Annotated in this window: 13 protein-coding genes; 8 read left to right on the forward strand and 5 right to left on the reverse strand. The window is 70.1% G+C overall.

The features are described from left to right. Positions 1-593 precede the first annotated feature (593 nt). The 3 genes from dcd (at position 594) to IH09_RS20430 (ending at position 3,646) form a co-directional block, all read left to right on the forward strand. Positions 594-1,169 carry a dCTP deaminase gene (gene dcd, locus IH09_RS20420; protein ID WP_052858567.1) on the forward strand — a complete coding sequence of 192 codons (576 nt, stop codon included), beginning with the start codon at positions 594-596 and terminating at the stop codon, positions 1,167-1,169. Positions 1,170-1,322: 153 nt separating this feature from the next. Then, a complete protein-coding gene (locus IH09_RS20425) occupies positions 1,323-1,820 on the forward strand; it encodes a phosphoribosyltransferase (protein ID WP_052858414.1) in 498 nt (165 codons plus the stop codon). A 275-nt stretch (positions 1,821-2,095) separates the two neighbouring features. Further along, entirely contained in the window at positions 2,096-3,646 is a 1,551-nt protein-coding gene (locus IH09_RS20430) for a ricin-type beta-trefoil lectin domain protein (RefSeq protein ID WP_052858569.1), read from the forward strand. 138 nt (positions 3,647-3,784) lie between these two features. Here the strand turns inward: IH09_RS20430 and IH09_RS20435 are convergent, their stop codons facing one another. From IH09_RS20435 to IH09_RS20455, 5 genes are all read right to left on the reverse strand, one after another. Then, positions 3,785-4,789 (reverse strand): Yip1 family protein, encoded by a 1,005-nt coding sequence (locus IH09_RS20435; RefSeq protein ID WP_052858415.1) that lies wholly within the window; start codon positions 4,787-4,789, stop codon positions 3,785-3,787. Positions 4,790-5,123: 334 nt separating this feature from the next. Further along, positions 5,124-5,324, reverse strand: a complete 201-nt coding sequence (locus IH09_RS20440) for an N-acetyltransferase (protein ID WP_318279498.1) — start codon at positions 5,322-5,324, stop codon at positions 5,124-5,126. Positions 5,325-5,533: 209 nt separating this feature from the next. Further along, positions 5,534-6,217 carry a LysM peptidoglycan-binding domain-containing protein gene (locus tag IH09_RS20445; protein WP_052858418.1) on the reverse strand — a complete coding sequence of 228 codons (684 nt, stop codon included), beginning with the start codon at positions 6,215-6,217 and terminating at the stop codon, positions 5,534-5,536. Between the two features lie 518 nt (positions 6,218-6,735). Then, a complete protein-coding gene (locus IH09_RS20450) occupies positions 6,736-7,638 on the reverse strand; it encodes a trypsin-like serine peptidase (RefSeq protein WP_318279499.1) in 903 nt (300 codons plus the stop codon). 219 nt (positions 7,639-7,857) lie between these two features. Continuing rightward, positions 7,858-10,116 carry a (Fe-S)-binding protein gene (locus tag IH09_RS20455; protein WP_052858420.1) on the reverse strand — a complete coding sequence of 753 codons (2,259 nt, stop codon included), beginning with the start codon at positions 10,114-10,116 and terminating at the stop codon, positions 7,858-7,860. Positions 10,117-10,393: 277 nt separating this feature from the next. On the opposite strand from IH09_RS20455, the gene dnaK reads away from it, so the two are divergent. The 5 genes from dnaK (at position 10,394) to clpB (ending at position 17,650) form a co-directional block, all read left to right on the forward strand. Further along, the gene (gene dnaK, locus IH09_RS20460) at positions 10,394-12,253 is read left to right on the forward strand and encodes a molecular chaperone DnaK (protein ID WP_052858422.1); all 1,860 of its coding nucleotides are present in this window, start codon (positions 10,394-10,396) and stop codon (positions 12,251-12,253) included. Further along, entirely contained in the window at positions 12,250-12,921 is a 672-nt protein-coding gene (gene grpE, locus IH09_RS20465; RefSeq protein WP_052858424.1) for a nucleotide exchange factor GrpE, read from the forward strand. Before dnaK ends, grpE begins: the two co-directional genes overlap by 4 nt. A gap of 45 nt (positions 12,922-12,966) precedes the next feature. Then, on the forward strand, positions 12,967-14,145 hold the full coding sequence (dnaJ, locus tag IH09_RS20470; protein ID WP_052858426.1) for a molecular chaperone DnaJ: 1,179 nt from the start codon (positions 12,967-12,969) through the stop codon (positions 14,143-14,145). 1 nt (position 14,146) lies between these two features. Beyond that, on the forward strand, positions 14,147-14,599 hold the full coding sequence (locus IH09_RS20475) for a heat shock protein transcriptional repressor HspR (protein ID WP_052858427.1): 453 nt from the start codon (positions 14,147-14,149) through the stop codon (positions 14,597-14,599). A 423-nt stretch (positions 14,600-15,022) separates the two neighbouring features. Then, on the forward strand, positions 15,023-17,650 hold the full coding sequence (gene clpB / locus IH09_RS20480) for an ATP-dependent chaperone ClpB (RefSeq protein ID WP_052858573.1): 2,628 nt from the start codon (positions 15,023-15,025) through the stop codon (positions 17,648-17,650). Positions 17,651-17,795 lie beyond the last annotated feature (145 nt).

The raw sequence follows: 17,795 nt of genomic DNA on the forward strand, positions 1-17,795 counted from the left end.
CACCACCCCCCAGGTCATCCGTTCGACAGGGGGCAAAAGTCATGCCAGGCCCGGAGGCCAGCGGCCCTCTTGCAGGACCGCGAAAAACATAACGGGGGGTGGGGTGGGATGCGGGTGTGGGGTACGGGAGTTGAGGCGTACGGTGGGGCGTCGGAGTGCCGCGTGTGGCGGCGCCCAGTTCATCCCCTAATGTGGCAATTGTTGTCCACGGATTTGGGAGAGGGACTTGATGGAGCGCACCGTCGTACGTTGTGCCGAAGGGCACGTGTTCAGCACCGCTTCGTTCCCCATGCAGACCACCGACCGGCTCGGGCCCGGACGGCTGTTGCGCTGCCCACGCTGTGCTCGGCTGCGGCATTCGGTGCCGGTGGAGTACGCGAAGCGGTAGTCGGCCGTGGTGGTGCGGCGGCGCCGGAGTGAGATAGCGGCGGCGCCGTAGCGGGAGCTTGCGGAAGACGGAAGCAGGCGGAAGCAGGCGGAGACAGACCGAAGCGGGCGGAAGCCGGTGGAGGCTGTGGGCGAGGGTCCGGTCCCGGTGGGGGCCGGGCCCTCGTCGTGCGGCGGGGGTGGTGCGGGCGCGTATCCTCGTCTGCGTGCTTCTCTCAGACAAGGACATCCGGGCCGAGATCGACGCAGGTCGGGTGCGCATCGACCCCTACGACGCATCGATGGTGCAGCCGTCGAGCATTGACGTGCGGCTCGATCGCTACTTCCGGGTGTTCGAGAATCACCGCTACCCGCACATCGACCCCGCCGTCGAGCAGGCCGATCTGACCCGTGAGGTCGTGCCGGAGGGGGAAGAGGCGTTCATCCTGCACCCCGGTGAGTTCGTGCTCGCCTCGACGTACGAGGTCATCACGCTGCCGGAGGACCTGGCCTCGCGGCTGGAAGGCAAGAGCTCGCTGGGGCGGCTGGGGCTGCTGACGCACTCGACCGCCGGGTTCATCGACCCCGGGTTCAGCGGGCACGTCACGCTGGAGCTGAGCAATGTCGCGACGCTGCCGATCAAGCTGTGGCCGGGTATGAAGATCGGGCAGCTGTGCATGTTCCGGCTGACCTCGGCGGCCGAGCACCCGTACGGCTCCGCGCACTACGGCTCCCGCTACCAGGGGCAGCGCGGCCCGACCCCGTCGCGGTCGTTCCAGAACTTTCACCGTACGCAGGTGTGAGCAGGCGCCGGCCGGCGGGCACCCGCGCGCCGGCCGAGCGGAAGGCAGGGCCCCGGAGACCGAGGAACGGTCCCGGGAGCAGGGGGAGCGGTCTCGGCGGCCGGCGAAGGTCTGAGAGCGATCCGAGAGATCTGAGAGATCTGAGAGAGATACGTGAGTGACGTGCGGGAGAACCTGACGTACGAGCGCTTCGGCGGTGCGATCCGCGAGCTGGCGCAGACGATCGCGGACGACGGCTACGAGCCCGATGTCGTGCTGTCGATCGCCCGCGGTGGTGTCTTCGTCGCGGGTGGCCTGGCGTACGCGCTGGACTGCAAGAACATCCACCTGGTGAACGTGGAGTTCTACACCGGGGTCGGCACCACGTTGGAGATGCCGGTCATGCTGGCGCCGGTGCCGAACGCGATCGACTTCTCGCAGAAGAAGGTGCTGATCGCGGACGACGTCGCCGACACCGGAAAGACGCTGAAGCTGGTGCACGACTTCTGCCAGGGGACCGTGGCGGAGGTGCGCAGCGCGGTGATCTACGAGAAGTCGCATTCGCTGGTGAAGTGCGAGTACGTGTGGAAGCGCACGGACGAGTGGATCAACTTCCCGTGGAGCGTCGAGCCGCCGGTCGTGCGGCGGGAGAACCAGATTCTCGACGCCTGACGTACAGGCAGGGCGAGCCCTCGACGCCTGACGTGCGGCGTGAGCCCTCGGTGCCTGAGGTGCGGTGGGCGGGCCGGGCTCCCGGTGTGCGGGGTGTGGTGGCGCGGGTGATCTCCCGTGCCGTGTACGGGAGTTGGCGGGCGAGCCGTGCGCGGGCGCGACGGGCGGCCGTCTGTCGCGGTGCGCTTTCGGCCATTTCCGTTCCGGGTGTTCCGCCGGTGGCTACCTCCGAGTAGAAACCGGCGGTAACAGCAGACCGGAGGGGAGGCCCCATGATGCGTCCGAGACGTGGGCGACGGCTGATGACCGTCGTCGCGACGCTGGCCGCGGCACTGACCGTGTCGGCGTCGATGGGCGGGGTGAGCACCGCCGCCGAGGCCACGGCGACCGCGGCGGTCGCGGCGCCCGGCTCCGCGGCGGCCGTGAAACCGCTGCCGCCCGAGCTGGAGAAGATCCGGGCGCAGCAGGCGGCGAAGCTCTACGGCGACCCGGCCGAGCGGCCGCTCGGTGAGCGCAAGACCTCGTTGATCTCGCTGGGTGACAGCGAGATCTCCGGTGAGGGTGTCGGGACGTACGAGCCGGGCACGGACGGGCCCACCAACTGGTGCCACCGGTCGCCGGACTCGGCGATCCACCGGACCGGGATCGCGGCGGATGTGACGTACAACGTCGCCTGTTCCGGCGCGTACACCGGCAACATCCGGATCGGCGGCAGCAAGCAGTACGCCGATGAGCTGGTGCAGAGCGACAGTCTGGCGATCGCGGCCCGCAACACCCGGCTGAAGATGGTCCTGCTGGTGGCGGGCGCCAATGACGATCTCCAGTTCGGGCCGGTGATGACGGACTGCGTCACGCGGTGGTTCCTGTTGCAGGGCACCTGCGAGCCGAAGTACACACCGGGGTGGCAGGCGCGGGTCGACGGGCTGGTGCCGAAGGTCGAGGGGACCGTCGGCGATCTGCGGACCGTGATGCGGGACGCGGGGTACGCGGACGGCGACTACAAGCTCGTGGTGATGTCGTATCCCAGTCCGATCGGGCCGGATGTGACGGACAACCCGAACTTCCCCGGCAAGATCCCGGGCGGCTGCACGGGGTACACCTCCGACTCGGCCTGGGGGCGCAACACCGCGGTACCCGCCTTCGAGAAGGGCGTGCGGAAGGCCGCGACGGACTCCGGGGCCACCTACCTCGACGCCTCGCGGCTCTTCCACGGGCACGAGGTGTGCATGGAGGACACCTGGGCCCGCGGGCTGTATGTGAACATCTCCAACCCCTTCCCGCCGGATGCGAACTCGGTGCGGCAGTCCTTCCACCCGAACGCGCGCGGTCACGGCGCCTTCGCGTCCTGCCTGACGCAGCTGTACGCGGCGGGGCTGCGCGAGGCGTCCTGCGCCGATTCGGCGAGCACCGGGCAGCCGAAGCTGTACCCGGTGGCCTGGGATGACGCGTACCGGCCGGTCAAGAACGCGGCCACCGGCAGCTGTGTGGACGCGAACGGTGCGGCCAGCGGGAACGGTACGGCCGTCGGCGGCTGGGACTGCAACGGGCAGCGCAATCAGGGCTGGTGGTACGACCAGGAGCACCGGTCGCTGCATGTGGAGCTGACCCAGGACCGGTGCCTGGACGTACCGGGCGCCCGGTACGAGCGGGGCGCCGGGCTGATCCTCTGGAACTGCTCGGGCGCGGCCAACCAGCAGTTCGTACGGGCGGACGGCGGTACGGTCCGGCCGGCGGCCGCGCAGTCGCTCTGCCTGACGCTGGGCGCGGCGAAGGATCCGCTGCGGCTCCAGCCGTGCGACGGGTCGGCGGGCCAGCGGTTCGCCTAGCGGAGCGCGCGGCCAGCCGACCAAGAGCGGGAAGGGCGCGGTCCGGTCCGGAGAGTATGGCGAAGGGCCCCGTTCCGAGTCCTCGGGCTCGGAACGGGGCCCTTTGTCCTGGGGCTGGAGCGGCGCGGTGGGCGGGGCCTACAGCGTGCCGAGCTTCACCAGGGCGAGCAGGGCGACCAGCTGGATCGCGGAGGCGCCCAGGGCCTTGGGCCACGGCAGGTCGTGCGATTTGCCGACCATGGAGGTCAGGAGGTAGCCGCCCGCCAGCCAGGTCAGCCAGCCCAGCAACTGCACCAGGGTGCTGTCGCCGCCGAGGAACATCGCGAAGAGCAGCCGGGGCGCGTCCGAGATCGACGTGATCAGCATGGACAGGCCGATGGTCGGGGCCCAGGCACCGTCGCCGCCGAGCTGGCGGGCCATGGTGTGGGTGACCGCGCCCAGGATCAGGCTGCCGAGGACGAACATCACGCAGGTGATCAGCACCCACGGGATGCTGTTGGAGAGGGTGGCGTTCAGCACGTCCTCGCGGGCCCGGTCGAAGCCGAAGACCGCGAGCAGGCCGTAGATCAAGGTGACGGTCAGCGCCGGGCCCCACATCTTGTGGTCCCGCATCTGCCAGAACGTGGGGTCGGGGCGCAGCACGATGCCGGACAGCAGTTGCTTCCAGTGCAGCCGGGGCCCGGCCGGCGGCGCGGTGGTCTGACCGGCGCGGTAGACGCCGCCGTCGGCGTACTGGCTGTCGGCGCCGTTCCCCCCGGGGCCGGCGTACTGATCGGCGTACGGGGCCTCGCCCACGCTGAACTGCTGGGTGTGCCCCGGGGCGCTGTGGTCGGCGTACGGCGCGTAGGACTGCTGCTGCTGGGACTGGTACCCGGACTGCTGCTGGGACTGGTACCCGCCGTCGCCGAAGTACTCGGGCTCGCCGTGCTGCCCGTACGGCCGGCCCGGGGGCTGTCCCTGCGGTTGGCCCTGAGGCTGTCCCTGCGGTTGGCCGCCGTACTGCTGCGGTGGTTGCGGCGGCTGCTGCCACTGTCCGTGCGGAGGCGGGGGCTGCTGTCCGTACGGCCCTTGCTGCCCGTACGGCGCCTGCTGCCCCTGCTGCTGTCCGTCCTGCGCGGAGCGGGCATCCCGTCCGCGACCCATCCTGAATCCAGCCACGTCATCGAAAGTACCTGGTCTGCGCAACCTGGGTGCGGGAGCTGGGACATCGGACGGGGGTTTGCCGCCGAGCTGTGACATCCCCTAAGGGAATCCGGGAGGGGGGACGGGTCCGGGGGAGGAGGGCATACGGGAAGAGGGGTACGGGAGTACTACGGGAGGGGCGTGTGCTGCGGGAGCGCGCGGGGCGGCGGGCGGCCGTTCCGGGGCGGGCGGGGCGTGTTGTGGGGTTGGGCTGTGCGGGTGAGAGGTGGGGGTGGGGGCGGCGGCCGGGCGGTGGCGGTCGGGGAGTGGCCGGGCGGGGTCCGGGCCGGGCGGGTCAGCTCTCGGTCCGGCCGGGGGACCACCGGAGGGTCAGTTCGGGCAGGTTCTCCATGTTGTCGCCGCCGTTGCCCGTGGCGATGACGGCGAAGCCGTGGTGCGCGTAGAACGCGCGGGCGGCGGTGTTGAGTTGGAAGACATGCAGCGTCAGACCGCCGGGGCTGAGGCGGCGGGCCGCGGTGGGCAACCGATTCGACATGTTGAACGTTCGCGTCGAGGCGGGTGGGGCGCGCCAACTCTTCGTTGGGGCATACGAGTTGGGGTGTAGTGGCGATGGTGGGCGGGGAGCGCAGGCCCCCGTTCGCCGATCAGTGGACGGCCGGCCTGTGCTCCCCGCCCGCCCGGGACCCCCTTCCCGGCATTCCCCAGAAGGCGGGCGGGGGAATGCCGGGGTGTTGCGGAATGCGTTCAGTCGGTGCCGGTGTGCCGTACGGTCAGCCGCATACCGGGGAAGATGAGGTTCGGATCGGCGCCGATTTCCTGGCGGTTCTGGCGGTAGAAGTCCTGCCAGTCCATTCCGTGCGCGTAGGCGATACCGCTCACCGTGTCTCCCGAATTGACGACGACGGATTCGGTGGTTTTCTGGTGGCGCCCCGCGTCGTCCCGGCTTTTCCGGGACCGCGAGTGCCGGAGCGGCTCGGGAGCGGTCTCGGCGGCTTTTCGCGGCGGTGCGGCGGTGTGCGGTGTGGTGTCGCGCGAGGCGGTCGAGCGGAGCCCCAGCGAGGCCGAGCAGGCGGGCCAGGCGCGCCACCCCTGGCGGGCCAGTACCCGTTCCGCCACCTGGATCTGCTGCTGCCTGGTCGCCCGCGCCGCGCGGGACGCGTACGCGCCGCCGCCGTTGGAGCGCCAGGTGGGATGGGCGATCTGTAACCCTCCGGAGAATCCGTTCCCCGTATCGGTATGCCAGTTTCCGCCGCTCTCGCACCCGGCCAGGAGGTCCCAGGTCCTGGCGCTCCGGGCCTCGGCGGGCCCTTCGGCCGCCAGGTTCAGCGCGCCGGCCGCCAGCAGGACGGCTGCCGCCGTGACGCTCCGGACCCCGCGGTTTCGGAATTCACTCCGGACGGTCGATTCCGATGCTTGAGGAGATTCCATTCGCTTGCTCCCGTCGCTCGCCGCGCAGTCTCCTGGCGGCTATTCAGGAAACGTGACGCCGCCGCGGTGCACCGCTTTTCTCTTTCCGTGTGCGGTGAGTTGTGCGGGACGCCATGAATTCGACGGTCCAGAGACAACCACGCCCGGAGTTCGCCCCGGCAGAGCGCGCGGTAGCGCCGTCGGCGTTCGGCCTGCCCCCTTGACGCCGGTGACGGGGCGATGCCTCCGGGTCGCGCACCCGCCTGACCGTAGGGGCGCACCCGTACGGGCGGAGGCGTAAGGGCCCCGGGCGTAACGATCATCCGGGCAGAACCGGGCCGGCCGCCGAGCGCATTCGCCGGACTCGGGGCACACGCGCGGCGGGGGTCCCCACACACCGCGCACGGTCCCCTCCGGGCGGCGCAGTGCCGCACACAGTTCGGGCTGCCGGTACGGCCGGGGCACCCGGTACGGGGGTGACGCCGGCCGGCGACGGGGTCCCGGGCCCCGGTCCCGCCCCGTGGCCGCCGCCCGGATCCTCAGGTCGCGCCGGCCCGCACCGCCCGCTCGTACAGATCGCGGGCCCGGTGGTCGAAGAGCACCGCCACCGATTCACGGTCGGTGTCGCCGCCGCTCAGTACGCCGATCAGGCGCCCGGGGCGGTCCGGGCCGCCGTGGTCGGCGAGCCAGGGGCTGCCGCTGGTGCCGCTCCACAGGCCGGCGCACTCCATCCGCACCATGTACGGCTCGTCGGCGTCGCGGCGGGTGCGGGTGGTGCAGGAGACGGGGCGGTTACCGGGGTTGTGGTCCTCGTTGGGGTAGCCGATGACGGTGACGCGGCGGCGCGGGCCGGAGGTCCAGTCGGGGACGACGGCGCCGACGACCTCCTGGAGGGTGCGGCCGCGGGCGTCCCGCGCGACGGTCAGGAAGGCGTAGTCGCCCCGGTCCTCGTTCTCGTCTCTCCACAGGGTGTTGACGTGGATGCCGGTGACCCGCCACTTCCCGTACGGGTAGCGGCCGGGGGCGGCGCCGGAGTACTGCGGGGCGAACTCCAGGTCGCCGTCGAAGTACCCGGCCTCGTAACCGTCCTGCTCGTCCTCCTCCTGGAAGAAGACGCAGTGGGCGGCGGTGGCGATCACATTGCCCTGCGGGCTGTCCACCACGCTCGCCGTGCACCAGTGGTCGCCTTCGCTGGTCAGGACGCCGACGGAGGGGACGGCGGCGACGGGCGAGGCCGACGGGCGGGGGCTGGGGCGGGCGTCGGACGGCGGGGGTGCCGGGGTGCCCGCACAGGCGGTGAGCAGAACGGCCAGGAGGGCGAGCGGGATCCCGAGGGGGAGGGAGAGAGGGGCGCCGAGCGGCCTGTCCGTACGCATACCCGTGCCGTGCCCCACCCTGCTGCTGCCTTTGTTGTTGCTGTTGCCGCTGTTACCGCTTGTCACTGCCGTTGCTCTGCTGCCGTATCAGTTGTGGTGCCCGGTTGGTGTGCCCGTTGCCCGGTTCGCTGCCGGGTTCGCCGGCATGTCCGCCGCCGTGTTCGCCGTCACGCGCACTGTCACGCGCACCGCCATGTTCGCCGATGTGCCGCGCCGTACGCGCCGACGGCCGGTCCCGCGTGCTGCGGGACCGGCCGTCGGTAAGGGGTGACGTCGCTGTTTCGCCTACTTCACCGGCTCCGGTGCGTCCGCCGGTGCCGGGTCGTCCGCCGGGTCGGCGGGGGTCCTGACGGAGTCCAGCAGCAGCTGGGCCACGTCCACGACCTGGATGGACTCCTTGGCCTCGCCGTCGTTCTTCTTGGCGTTCACCGAGTCGGTGAGCATGACGAGGCAGAAGGGGCAGGCGGTGGAGACGATGTCGGGGTTGAGGGAGAGGGCCTCGTCGACGCGCTCGTTGTTGACGCGCTTGCCGATCCGCTCCTCCATCCACATCCGCGCGCCGCCGGCGCCGCAGCAGAAGCCGCGCTCCTTGTGGCGGTGCATCTCCTCGTTGCGCAGGCCCGGCACCTTGGCGATGATCTCGCGCGGCGGTGTGTAGACCTTGTTGTGGCGGCCCAGGTAGCAGGGGTCGTGGTACGTGATCAGACCCTCGACCGGCGTGACGGGGACGAGCTTGCCCTCGTCGATGAGGTGCTGGAGCAGCTGGGTGTGGTGGATGACCTCGAACTCGCCGCCCAGCTGGGGGTACTCGTTCGCGAGGGTGTTGAAGCAGTGCGGGCAGGTCGCGACGATCTTCTTCTTCGCTTTGGGGACCGTCACGCCCTCGTCGGCGTCCTCGCCGAACGCCGTGTTCAGCATCTCGACGTTCTGCTGGCCGAGCTGCTGGAAGAGGAACTCGTTGCCCAGGCGGCGGGCGGAGTCACCGGTGCACGCCTCGTCGCCGCCCATGATGGCGAACTGCACGCCCGCGATGTGCAGCAGCTCCGCGAACGCCTTGGTGGTCTTCTTGGCCCGGTCCTCCAGGGCGCCGGCGCAGCCGACCCAGTAGAGGTAGTCGACCTCGGTGAGGTCCTCGATGTCCTTGCCGACGACCGGTACCGCGAAGTCGACCTCCTTGGTCCACGCCAGCCGCTGCTTCTTCGCCAGGCCCCAGGGGTTGCCCTTCTTCTCCAGGTTCTTGAGCATCGTCCCGGCCTCGGAGGGGAACGACGACTCGATCATGACCTGGTAGCGGCGCATGTCGACGATGTGGTCGATGTGCTCGATGTCGACCGGGCACTGCTCGACGCAGGCGCCGCAGGTGGTGCAGGACCACAGGACGTCCGGGTCGATCACGCCGTTCTCTTCGAGGGTGCCGATCAGCGGGCGCTCGGCCTCGGCCAGCGCGGCGGCCGGTACGTCGGCGAGCTGCTCGGCGCTCGCCTTCTCGTTGCCCTCCGCGTCCTTGCCGCCGCCCGCCAGGAGGTACGGAGCCTTGGCGTGCGCGTGGTCGCGCAGCGACATGATGAGCAGCTTCGGCGACAGCGGCTTACCGGTGTTCCAGGCGGGGCACTGCGACTGGCAGCGGCCGCATTCGGTGCAGGTGGAGAAGTCGAGCAGGCCCTTCCAGGAGAAGTGCTCGATCTGCGAGACACCGAACTGGTCGTCCTCGCCCGGGTCCTCGAAGTCGATCGGCTTGCCCTCGCTGGCCATCGGCTGGAGCGCGCCGAGCGCCACATCGCCGGACGCCTCGCGCTTGAACCAGATGTTGGGGAAGGCCAGGAAGCGGTGCCAGGCCACGCCCATGTCGGTCTTGAGGGCGACCGTGATCATCCAGATGAAGGACGTCCCGATCTTGATCATCGCGACGAGGTAGGTGAGGTTCTGGATCGTGCCGAGGCCGAGCCCCTTGAACGCCAGGATCAGCGGATAGGAGGCGAAGAACCCGGCCTCGTAACCGTCGACGCCGTGCTGGACGCCTTCCAGGGCGCGCAGCGTCATGATCGACAGGCCGACGATGAGGATGACCGCCTCGACGAAGTACGCCTGGCCGAAGTTGGAGCCGGTGAAGCGGGACTTGCGGCCCGCCTTGCCGGGCTTGCTCAGCTGCCGGATGACGATCAGGACGAGGATGCCGACCGTCGTCATCAGACCGAGGAACTCGGTGAAGATCTCGTACGGCAGCCAGTCGCCGATCACCGGGATCAGCCAGTCGGCCCGGAAGAGCTGGCCGATGGCGTTGACGATCGTCAGCAGCAGTGAGAAGAAGCCCACCGCCACGAACCAGTGCGCGACGCCGACGACGCCCCAGCGGTTCATCCGGGTGTGGCCGAGGAACTCCTTGACCACCGTGACCGTGCGTTGCTTCGGGTCGTCGGTCCGGGTGCCGGCGGGTACGGGCTGGCCGAGCCGGACGAAGCGGTAGATCTGCAAGACGGCGCGGCCGAACAATGCGACGCCGACCGCGATGAGCACCAGCGACACGATGATCGCGGCGAGTTGCATAGGGGCTCCTCGTACCTGCGAGAGCGGAATTACTAAGCGGTAACTTTTCAGGTCTGCGCTGAGATTACCCAGTATCCCGGGCCCCATGAAGCCGCCCGACCGGTGATCTGCGTCGCGCAGGCAACCCTGAGGAGCCCCCCGGGCGTCTTCGGTGACACAGCGGTGACGGTAAGGGCGATATAAAAGTTGAGTGGACTCCGCTCAGGTCTGTTGACAGGCTTCCTCTCCGTGTCGCATGCTTGAGCCTGTTCCACTCAAGTCAGCTGGAGGAATCGAAATGGCACGTGCGGTCGGCATCGACCTGGGCACGACGAACTCCGTCGTCAGTGTTCTCGAAGGCGGTGAGCCCACCGTCATCACCAACGCCGAGGGCGCCAGGACCACGCCGTCCGTCGTCGCTTTCGCCAAGAACGGCGAGGTGCTCGTCGGCGAGGTCGCGAAGCGCCAGGCGGTCACCAACGTCGACAGGACCATCCGGTCGGTCAAGCGCCACATGGGCACCGACTGGAAGATCGAGATCGACGGCAAGGGCTTCAACCCGCAGCAGATGAGCGCCTTCATCCTGCAGAAGCTGAAGCGTGACGCCGAGGCGTACCTGGGCGAGAAGGTCGTGGACGCGGTCATCACCGTCCCGGCGTACTTCAACGACTCCGAGCGCCAGGCCACCAAGGAGGCCGGCGAGATCGCGGGACTGAACGTCCTGCGCATCGTCAACGAGCCCACCGCGGCCGCGCTCGCCTACGGCCTGGACAAGGACGACCAGACCATCCTGGTCTTCGACCTCGGTGGCGGCACCTTCGACGTCTCGCTGCTGGAGATCGGCGACGGCGTCGTCGAGGTGAAGGCCACCAACGGTGACAACCACCTCGGTGGTGACGACTGGGACCAGCGCGTCGTCGACTACCTGGTCAAGCAGTTCCAGAACGGCCACGGCGTCGACCTCGCCAAGGACAAGATGGCGCTCCAGCGTCTGCGCGAGGCCGCCGAGAAGGCGAAGATCGAGCTGTCGTCCTCCACCGAGACGACGATCAACCTGCCCTACATCACCGCCTCCGCCGAGGGCCCGCTGCACCTGGACGAGAAGCTCACCCGGGCGCAGTTCCAGCAGCTCACCGCGGACCTCCTGGAGCGCTGCAAGACCCCGTTCCACAACGTCATCAAGGACGCGGGTATCAACCTGTCCGAGATCGACCACGTGGTCCTGGTCGGCGGTTCGACCCGTATGCCGGCCGTCGCCGAGCTCGTCAAGGAGATGACCGGCGGCAAGGAAGCCAACAAGGGCGTCAACCCGGACGAGGTCGTCGCCATCGGCGCCACCCTCCAGGCCGGTGTCCTCAAGGGCGAGGTCAAGGACGTCCTGCTGCTGGACGTCACCCCGCTGTCGCTTGGTATCGAGACCAAGGGCGGCATCATGACCAAGCTGATCGAGCGGAACACGACGATCCCGACCAAGCGGTCCGAGATCTTCACCACCGCCGAGGACAACCAGCCCTCCGTGCAGATCCAGGTCTACCAGGGCGAGCGCGAGATCGCGGCGTACAACAAGAAGCTCGGGATGTTCGAGCTGACCGGTCTGCCGCCGGCCCCGCGCGGTGTCCCGCAGATCGAGGTCTCCTTCGACATCGACGCCAACGGCATCATGCACGTGACCGCGAAGGACCTGGGCACGGGCAAGGAGCAGAAGATGACCGTCACCGGCGGCTCCTCGCTGCCGAAGGACGAGGTCGACCGGATGCGCGAGGAGGCCGAGCGCTACGCGGACGAGGACCACAAGCGCCGCGAGGCCGCCGAGTCCCGTAACCAGGGCGAGCAGCTCGTCTACCAGACGGAGAAGTTCCTCAAGGACAACGAGGAGAAGGTTCCCGCCGAGGTCAAGACCGAGGTCGAGACCGCCGTCGCCGAGCTGAAGGAGAAGCTCAAGGGCGAGGACTCGGCCGAGATCCGCACCGCCACGGAGAAGGTCGCGGCCGTCTCCCAGAAGCTGGGCCAGGCCATGTACGCCGACGCCCAGGCCGCCGGTGGCGGCGCCGCGGGTGCCGCCGGTGCCGCGGGCGGCCAGCAGGCCAAGGCCGAGGACGATGTCGTGGACGCCGAGATCGTCGACGACGAGAAGCCCAAGAAGGACGGTGCCGCGTGACGGAGGAGACCCCGGGTTTCGAGAAGAAGCCCGACGTCCCCTCCGACACCGAGTCCGCAGGTAACTCTGACGGCACGGCGCGTGCCGAGTCCGCCGACAAGGCGGGCTCGGCCCCGGCCGGGGACGACAAGCAAGCCCAGGACATCGCTCTCACGGCGCAGCTGGACCAGGCGCGTACGGCGCTCACCGAGCGTACGGCGGACCTCCAGCGGCTCCAGGCGGAGTACCAGAACTACCGCCGTCGGGTGGAACGGGACCGGGTCGCGGTCAAGGAGATCGCCGCGGCGAACCTCCTGTCCGAGCTCCTGCCCATCCTCGACGACATCGGCCGCGCCAGTGAGCACGGCGAACTGGTCGGCGGCTTCAAGTCGGTGGCCGACTCGCTGGAGACCACGGTCGCCAAGCTGGGGCTTCAGCAGTTCGGCAAGGAGGGCGAGCCCTTCGACCCGACGATCCACGAAGCCCTGATGCACTCGTACGCACCAGATGTCACCGAGACGACGTGCGTCGCGATCCTGCAGCCCGGGTACCGCATCGGTGAACGGACGATCCGCCCCGCGCGGGTCGCCGTCGCCGAGCCGCAGCCGGGCGCGCAGGCCACCAAGTCCCCCGCCGAAGAGGACGCGAAGGCTTCGGACGAGGAGAGCGGTGGCCCGGAAGAGGGCTGACGTGAGGACACCAGGGAACACCGTGCGAGAGGAGGGACGTCGGGGATGAGCACCAAGGACTTCGTGGAGAAGGACTACTACAAGGTCCTCGGCGTCCCGAAGGACGCCACCGAGGCGGAGATCAAGAAGGCGTACCGCAAGCTCGCCCGCGAGTTCCACCCGGACGCCAACAAGGGTGACGACAAGGCCGAGGAGCGCTTCAAGGAGATCTCCGAGGCGAACGACATCCTGGGTGACGCCAAGCGCCGCAAGGAGTACGACGACGCGCGCGCGCTGTTCGGCAACGGCGGCTACCGTCCCGGTCCCGGCGGGGGCGGCAGCTTCAACTTCGACCTGGGCGACCTCTTCGGGGGTTCGCAGGGTCAGGGGCAGGGTGGCGGCGCCGGCGGCTTCGGCGGCGGGCTCGGGGACGTGTTCGGCGGTCTGTTCAACCGCGGCGGTGCGGGCACCCGTACGCAGCCGCGGCGCGGGCAGGACGTCGAGTCCGAGGTGACGCTCAGCTTCACCGAGGCGGTCGACGGGGCCACGGTCCCGCTGCGGATGTCCAGCCAGGCGCCGTGCAAGGCGTGTTCGGGCACCGGCGACAAGAACGGTACGCCGCGGGTCTGCCCGACCTGCGTCGGCACCGGACAGGTCAGCCGGGGCGCGGGCGGCGGCTTCTCGCTCACCGACCCGTGCGCCGACTGCAAGGGCCGGGGCCTGATCGCCCAGGACCCCTGCGAGGTCTGCAAGGGCAGCGGGCGCGCGACGAGTTCGCGCACCATGCAGGTCCGTATCCCCGCGGGTGTCTCCGACGGGCAGCGCATCCGGCTGCGCGGTAAGGGCACCCCCGGTGAGCAGGGCGGCCCGGCGGGCGATCTCTATGTCGTGGTGCATGTCGACGCCCACCCGGTCTTCGGCCGCAAGGGCGACAACCTCACCGTCACGGTGCCGGTCACCTTCCCGGAGGCGGCGCTCGGCGGCGAGGTCAAGGTGCCGACGCTGGGCGGCCCGCCGGTGACGCTGAAGCTGCCGGCCGGGACGCCCAACGGCCGCACCATGCGGGCCCGGGGCAAGGGCGCGACCCGCAAGGACGGCACCCGGGGTGACCTGCTGGTCACCATCGAGGTGATCGTCCCCAAGGATCTCGGCGACAAGGCGAAGGAGTCGCTGGAGTCCTATCGGGAGGCGACCGCGGGAGCGGACCCGCGGGCGGAGCTTTTCAAGGCCGCGAAGGGAGCTTGAGATGGACAGCCGGGGCGGGCAGCGTCGTAACCCCTATGAACTGACCGATGAGTCGCCGGTGTACGTCATCTCCGTCGCGGCTCAGCTCTCCGGACTGCATCCGCAGACCCTGCGGCAGTACGACCGGCTGGGTCTGGTCTCGCCCGACCGTACGGCCGGGCGGGGCCGCCGCTACTCGGCCCGGGACATCGAACTGCTCCGTACGGTGCAGCAGCTGTCCCAGACCGAGGGCATCAACCTCGCCGGCATCAAGCGCATCATCGAGCTGGAGAACCAGGTCGCCGCGCTCCAGCAGCGGGTCGCCGAGCTCCAGGGCGCCGTGGAGGGTGCGGCCAGCGCGATACGGCAGCGGGAGGCGGCGGTGCACGCGTCCTACCGCCGCGATCTGGTGCCGTACCAGGATGTGCAGCAGACCAGCGCGCTGGTGGTGTGGCGGCCCAAGCGACCCGAGTAGCGGGCCGGGTGCCGTAAAGGCCGTATGCCGTGCGGCGCATCCGTGTCACACACGCGAGCAGGGCCGGGTGATCCCCGGCCCTGTTCGCGTTTTTCCGGCGGGTGGCCGGCCCGGGTCCGTGCGGCGCCTTCCCGCGTCGCCCGGCGGCTGCGGCCCCCGGCGCATGGCGACCCGCGCGCGCCGTCCGCACCGGCGACGATGTTCTTGATCTTGACGCACGACTGCCGGGCGGCAGCGGTGGCGAAGGCGCGTTCGGGTCGCCTCACTCGCAAGCAGGGGCTTCTGAGGTGATGTTGACGCCCCGTTTCAACCTTGAGTGGAGTAGGCTCAACTTATCGCACGATGGTAAGTGCAGAGTCGGTGTGATGGCCGCGGCAGGCGGCGGAATGAGTGCAGGACGAGTACGAGGAGGATCGCGAGGACGTGGACGCCGAGCTGACCAACAAGAGCCGTGAGGCGCTGAGCGCCGCCAATGAGCGGGCGATCACCGCCGGGCATGCGGACATGACGTCCGCGCATCTGCTGCTCGCGCTGCTGGCCGGGCAGGACAACGAGAACATCATGGACCTGCTGTCGGCCGTCGAGGCCGACGCCGCCGTGCTGCGCTCCGGCGCCGAGCGGCAGCTCGCGGGGCTGCCCAGCGTGCAGGGCTCCACCGTCGCGCCGCCGCAGCCGGACCGCGAACTGCTCGCCGTCATCGCGGACGCCGCGCAGCGCGCCAAGGAACTCGGCGACGCGTACATCTCCACCGAGCACCTCCTGATCGGCATCGCCACGAAGGGCGGCCGGACCGGCGAGCTGCTGGCGCAGCAGGGGGCCACCGCCAAGAAGCTGCTGGCCGCCTTCGAGGCGAGCCGGGGCGGACAGCGGGTGACCACCGCGGACCCGGAGGGCACGTACAAGGCGCTGGAGAAGTTCGGTACGGACTTCACGGCGGCCGCCCGCGAGGGCAAGCTCGACCCGGTCATCGGCCGGGACCAGGAGATCCGCCGGGTGGTGCAGGTCCTGTCCCGGCGGACGAAGAACAACCCGGTGCTGATCGGCGAGCCGGGCGTCGGCAAGACCGCCGTCGTCGAGGGCCTCGCCCAGCGGATCGTCAAGGGCGATGTGCCGGAGTCGCTGCGCAACAAGCGCCTGGTCTCGCTGGACCTGGGCGCGATGGTCGCGGGCGCGAAGTACCGCGGTGAGTTCGAGGAGCGGCTGAAGACCGTCCTCGCCGAGATCAAGTCCAGCGACGGCCAGATCATCACCTTCATCGACGAGCTGCACACCGTCGTGGGCGCGGGCGCCGGCGGCGATTCCGCGATGGACGCCGGCAACATGCTCAAGCCGATGCTGGCCCGCGGTGAGCTGCGGATGGTCGGCGCGACGACGCTGGACGAGTACCGCGAGCGGATCGAGAAGGACGCGGCGCTGGAGCGGCGCTTCCAGCAGGTGCTGGTCGCCGAGCCGAGCGTGGAGGACACCGTCGCGATCCTGCGCGGCCTCAAGGGGCGCTACGAGGCGCACCACAAGGTGCAGATCGCGGACTCCGCGCTGGTCGCCGCCGCCACCCTCTCCGACCGCTACATCACCTCCCGCTTCCTCCCCGACAAGGCCATCGACCTGGTCGACGAGGCCGCCTCCCGGCTCCGGATGGAGATCGACTCGTCACCCGTCGAGATCGATGAGCTCCAGCGCGCCGTGGACCGGCTCAAGATGGAGGAGCTGGCGCTCCGGAACGAGACCGACGCCGGCTCCGTCCAGCGGCTGGAGAAGCTGCGCAAGGACCTCGCCGACAAGGAGGAGGAGCTGCGCGGCCTGACCGCCCGCTGGGAGAAGGAGAAGCAGGGCCTCAACCGCGTCGGTGAGCTCAAGGAGCGGCTCGACGATCTGCGCGGCCAGGCCGAGCGCGCACAGCGCGACGGCGACTTCGACACCGCTTCCAAGCTGCTCTACGGCGAGATCCCGGGGCTGGAGCGGGAGCTCGCGGAGGCCGCCGAGGCGGAGGCCGAGCAGGAGGCGTCCAAGGAGTCGATGGTCAAGGAGGAGGTCGGCCCGGACGACATCGCCGACGTGGTCGGCTCCTGGACGGGTATCCCGGCCGGCCGGCTCCTCGAAGGCGAGACGCAGAAGCTGCTGCGCATGGAGGACGAGCTGGGCAAGCGGCTGATCGGCCAGACCGAGGCGGTACGGGCCGTGTCGGACGCCGTACGGCGCACCCGCGCGGGTATCGCCGACCCGGACCGGCCCACCGGCTCGTTCCTCTTCCTCGGCCCGACCGGCGTCGGCAAGACCGAGCTGGCCAAGGCGCTCGCGGACTTCCTCTTCGACGACGAGCGGGCGATGGTCCGGATCGACATGAGCGAGTACGGCGAGAAGCACAGCGTCGCCCGGCTGGTCGGCGCGCCGCCCGGCTATGTCGGCTACGAGGAGGGCGGTCAGCTGACGGAGGCGGTCCGCCGCCGCCCGTACAGCGTCGTCCTGCTGGACGAGGTGGAGAAGGCGCACCACGAGGTCTTCGATGTGCTGCTCCAGGTCCTCGACGACGGCCGGCTCACCGACGGCCAGGGCCGCACGGTCGATTTCCGTAACGCCATCCTCATCCTCACCTCCAACCTCGGGTCCAACTTCCTGATGGACCCGCTGCTGAAGGAGGAGCAGAAGCGGGAGAAGGTGCTGGAGACCGTACGGGCCTCCTTCCGGCCGGAGTTCCTCAACCGGCTGGACGACCTGGTGGTCTTCCACCCGCTCGGCACGGACCAGCTCCATCGGATCGCCCGGATCCAGATCGACCACCTCCAGCGTCGGCTCGCCGACCGCCGGCTCACCCTGGACGTCACCGACGGCGCCCTGACCTGGCTCGCCTGGCTCGGCCAGGAACCGGCCCCGGATGCCGCCACGACGTCCCTGCCGGACCTGTCCTACGGCGCCCGCCCGCTGCGCCGCCTGGTCCAGACGGCCATCGGCGACCAGCTCGCCCGCGCCATCCTCTCGGGCGAGGTGCAGGACGGCGACACGGTACGGGTGGAGGTGGCGGGGGACCACCTGTCGGTGCGGCCGGTGCGCTGACCTCGCACCCCGGAAGCCGCGGGGCCTGGCCCGCCGGAAGCCGTACGGCCGGGCCCGCGGTCCGGGTGGGCGGCGGGCCCGGCCCCGTACCCGTCCGGCCGCTTCCGCGACCCGTCCGGTGGGGTGGGGCAGCTCGCCCAACGGA

The organism is Streptomyces celluloflavus (assembly GCA_000720995.1).
GTDB lineage: Bacteria > Actinomycetota > Actinomycetes > Streptomycetales > Streptomycetaceae > Streptomyces > Streptomyces celluloflavus.

What these genes read in the sequence shown, in the direction of transcription:
- IH09_RS20430 (WP_052858569.1), top strand. Translation starts at nt 2,096, where the DNA reads ATGCGTCCGAGACGTGGGCGACGGCTGATGACCGTCGTCGCGACGCTG.
- IH09_RS20435 (WP_052858415.1), bottom strand. Translation starts at nt 4,789, where the DNA reads ATGGGTCGCGGACGGGATGCCCGCTCCGCGCAGGACGGACAGCAGCAG.
- IH09_RS20440 (WP_318279498.1), bottom strand. Translation starts at nt 5,324, where the DNA reads ATGTCGAATCGGTTGCCCACCGCGGCCCGCCGCCTCAGCCCCGGCGGT.
- IH09_RS20445 (WP_052858418.1), bottom strand. Translation starts at nt 6,217, where the DNA reads ATGGAATCTCCTCAAGCATCGGAATCGACCGTCCGGAGTGAATTCCGA.
- IH09_RS20455 (WP_052858420.1), bottom strand. Translation starts at nt 10,116, where the DNA reads ATGCAACTCGCCGCGATCATCGTGTCGCTGGTGCTCATCGCGGTCGGC.
- dnaK (WP_052858422.1), top strand. Translation starts at nt 10,394, where the DNA reads ATGGCACGTGCGGTCGGCATCGACCTGGGCACGACGAACTCCGTCGTC.
- dnaJ (WP_052858426.1), top strand. Translation starts at nt 12,967, where the DNA reads ATGAGCACCAAGGACTTCGTGGAGAAGGACTACTACAAGGTCCTCGGC.
- IH09_RS20475 (WP_052858427.1), top strand. Translation starts at nt 14,147, where the DNA reads ATGGACAGCCGGGGCGGGCAGCGTCGTAACCCCTATGAACTGACCGAT.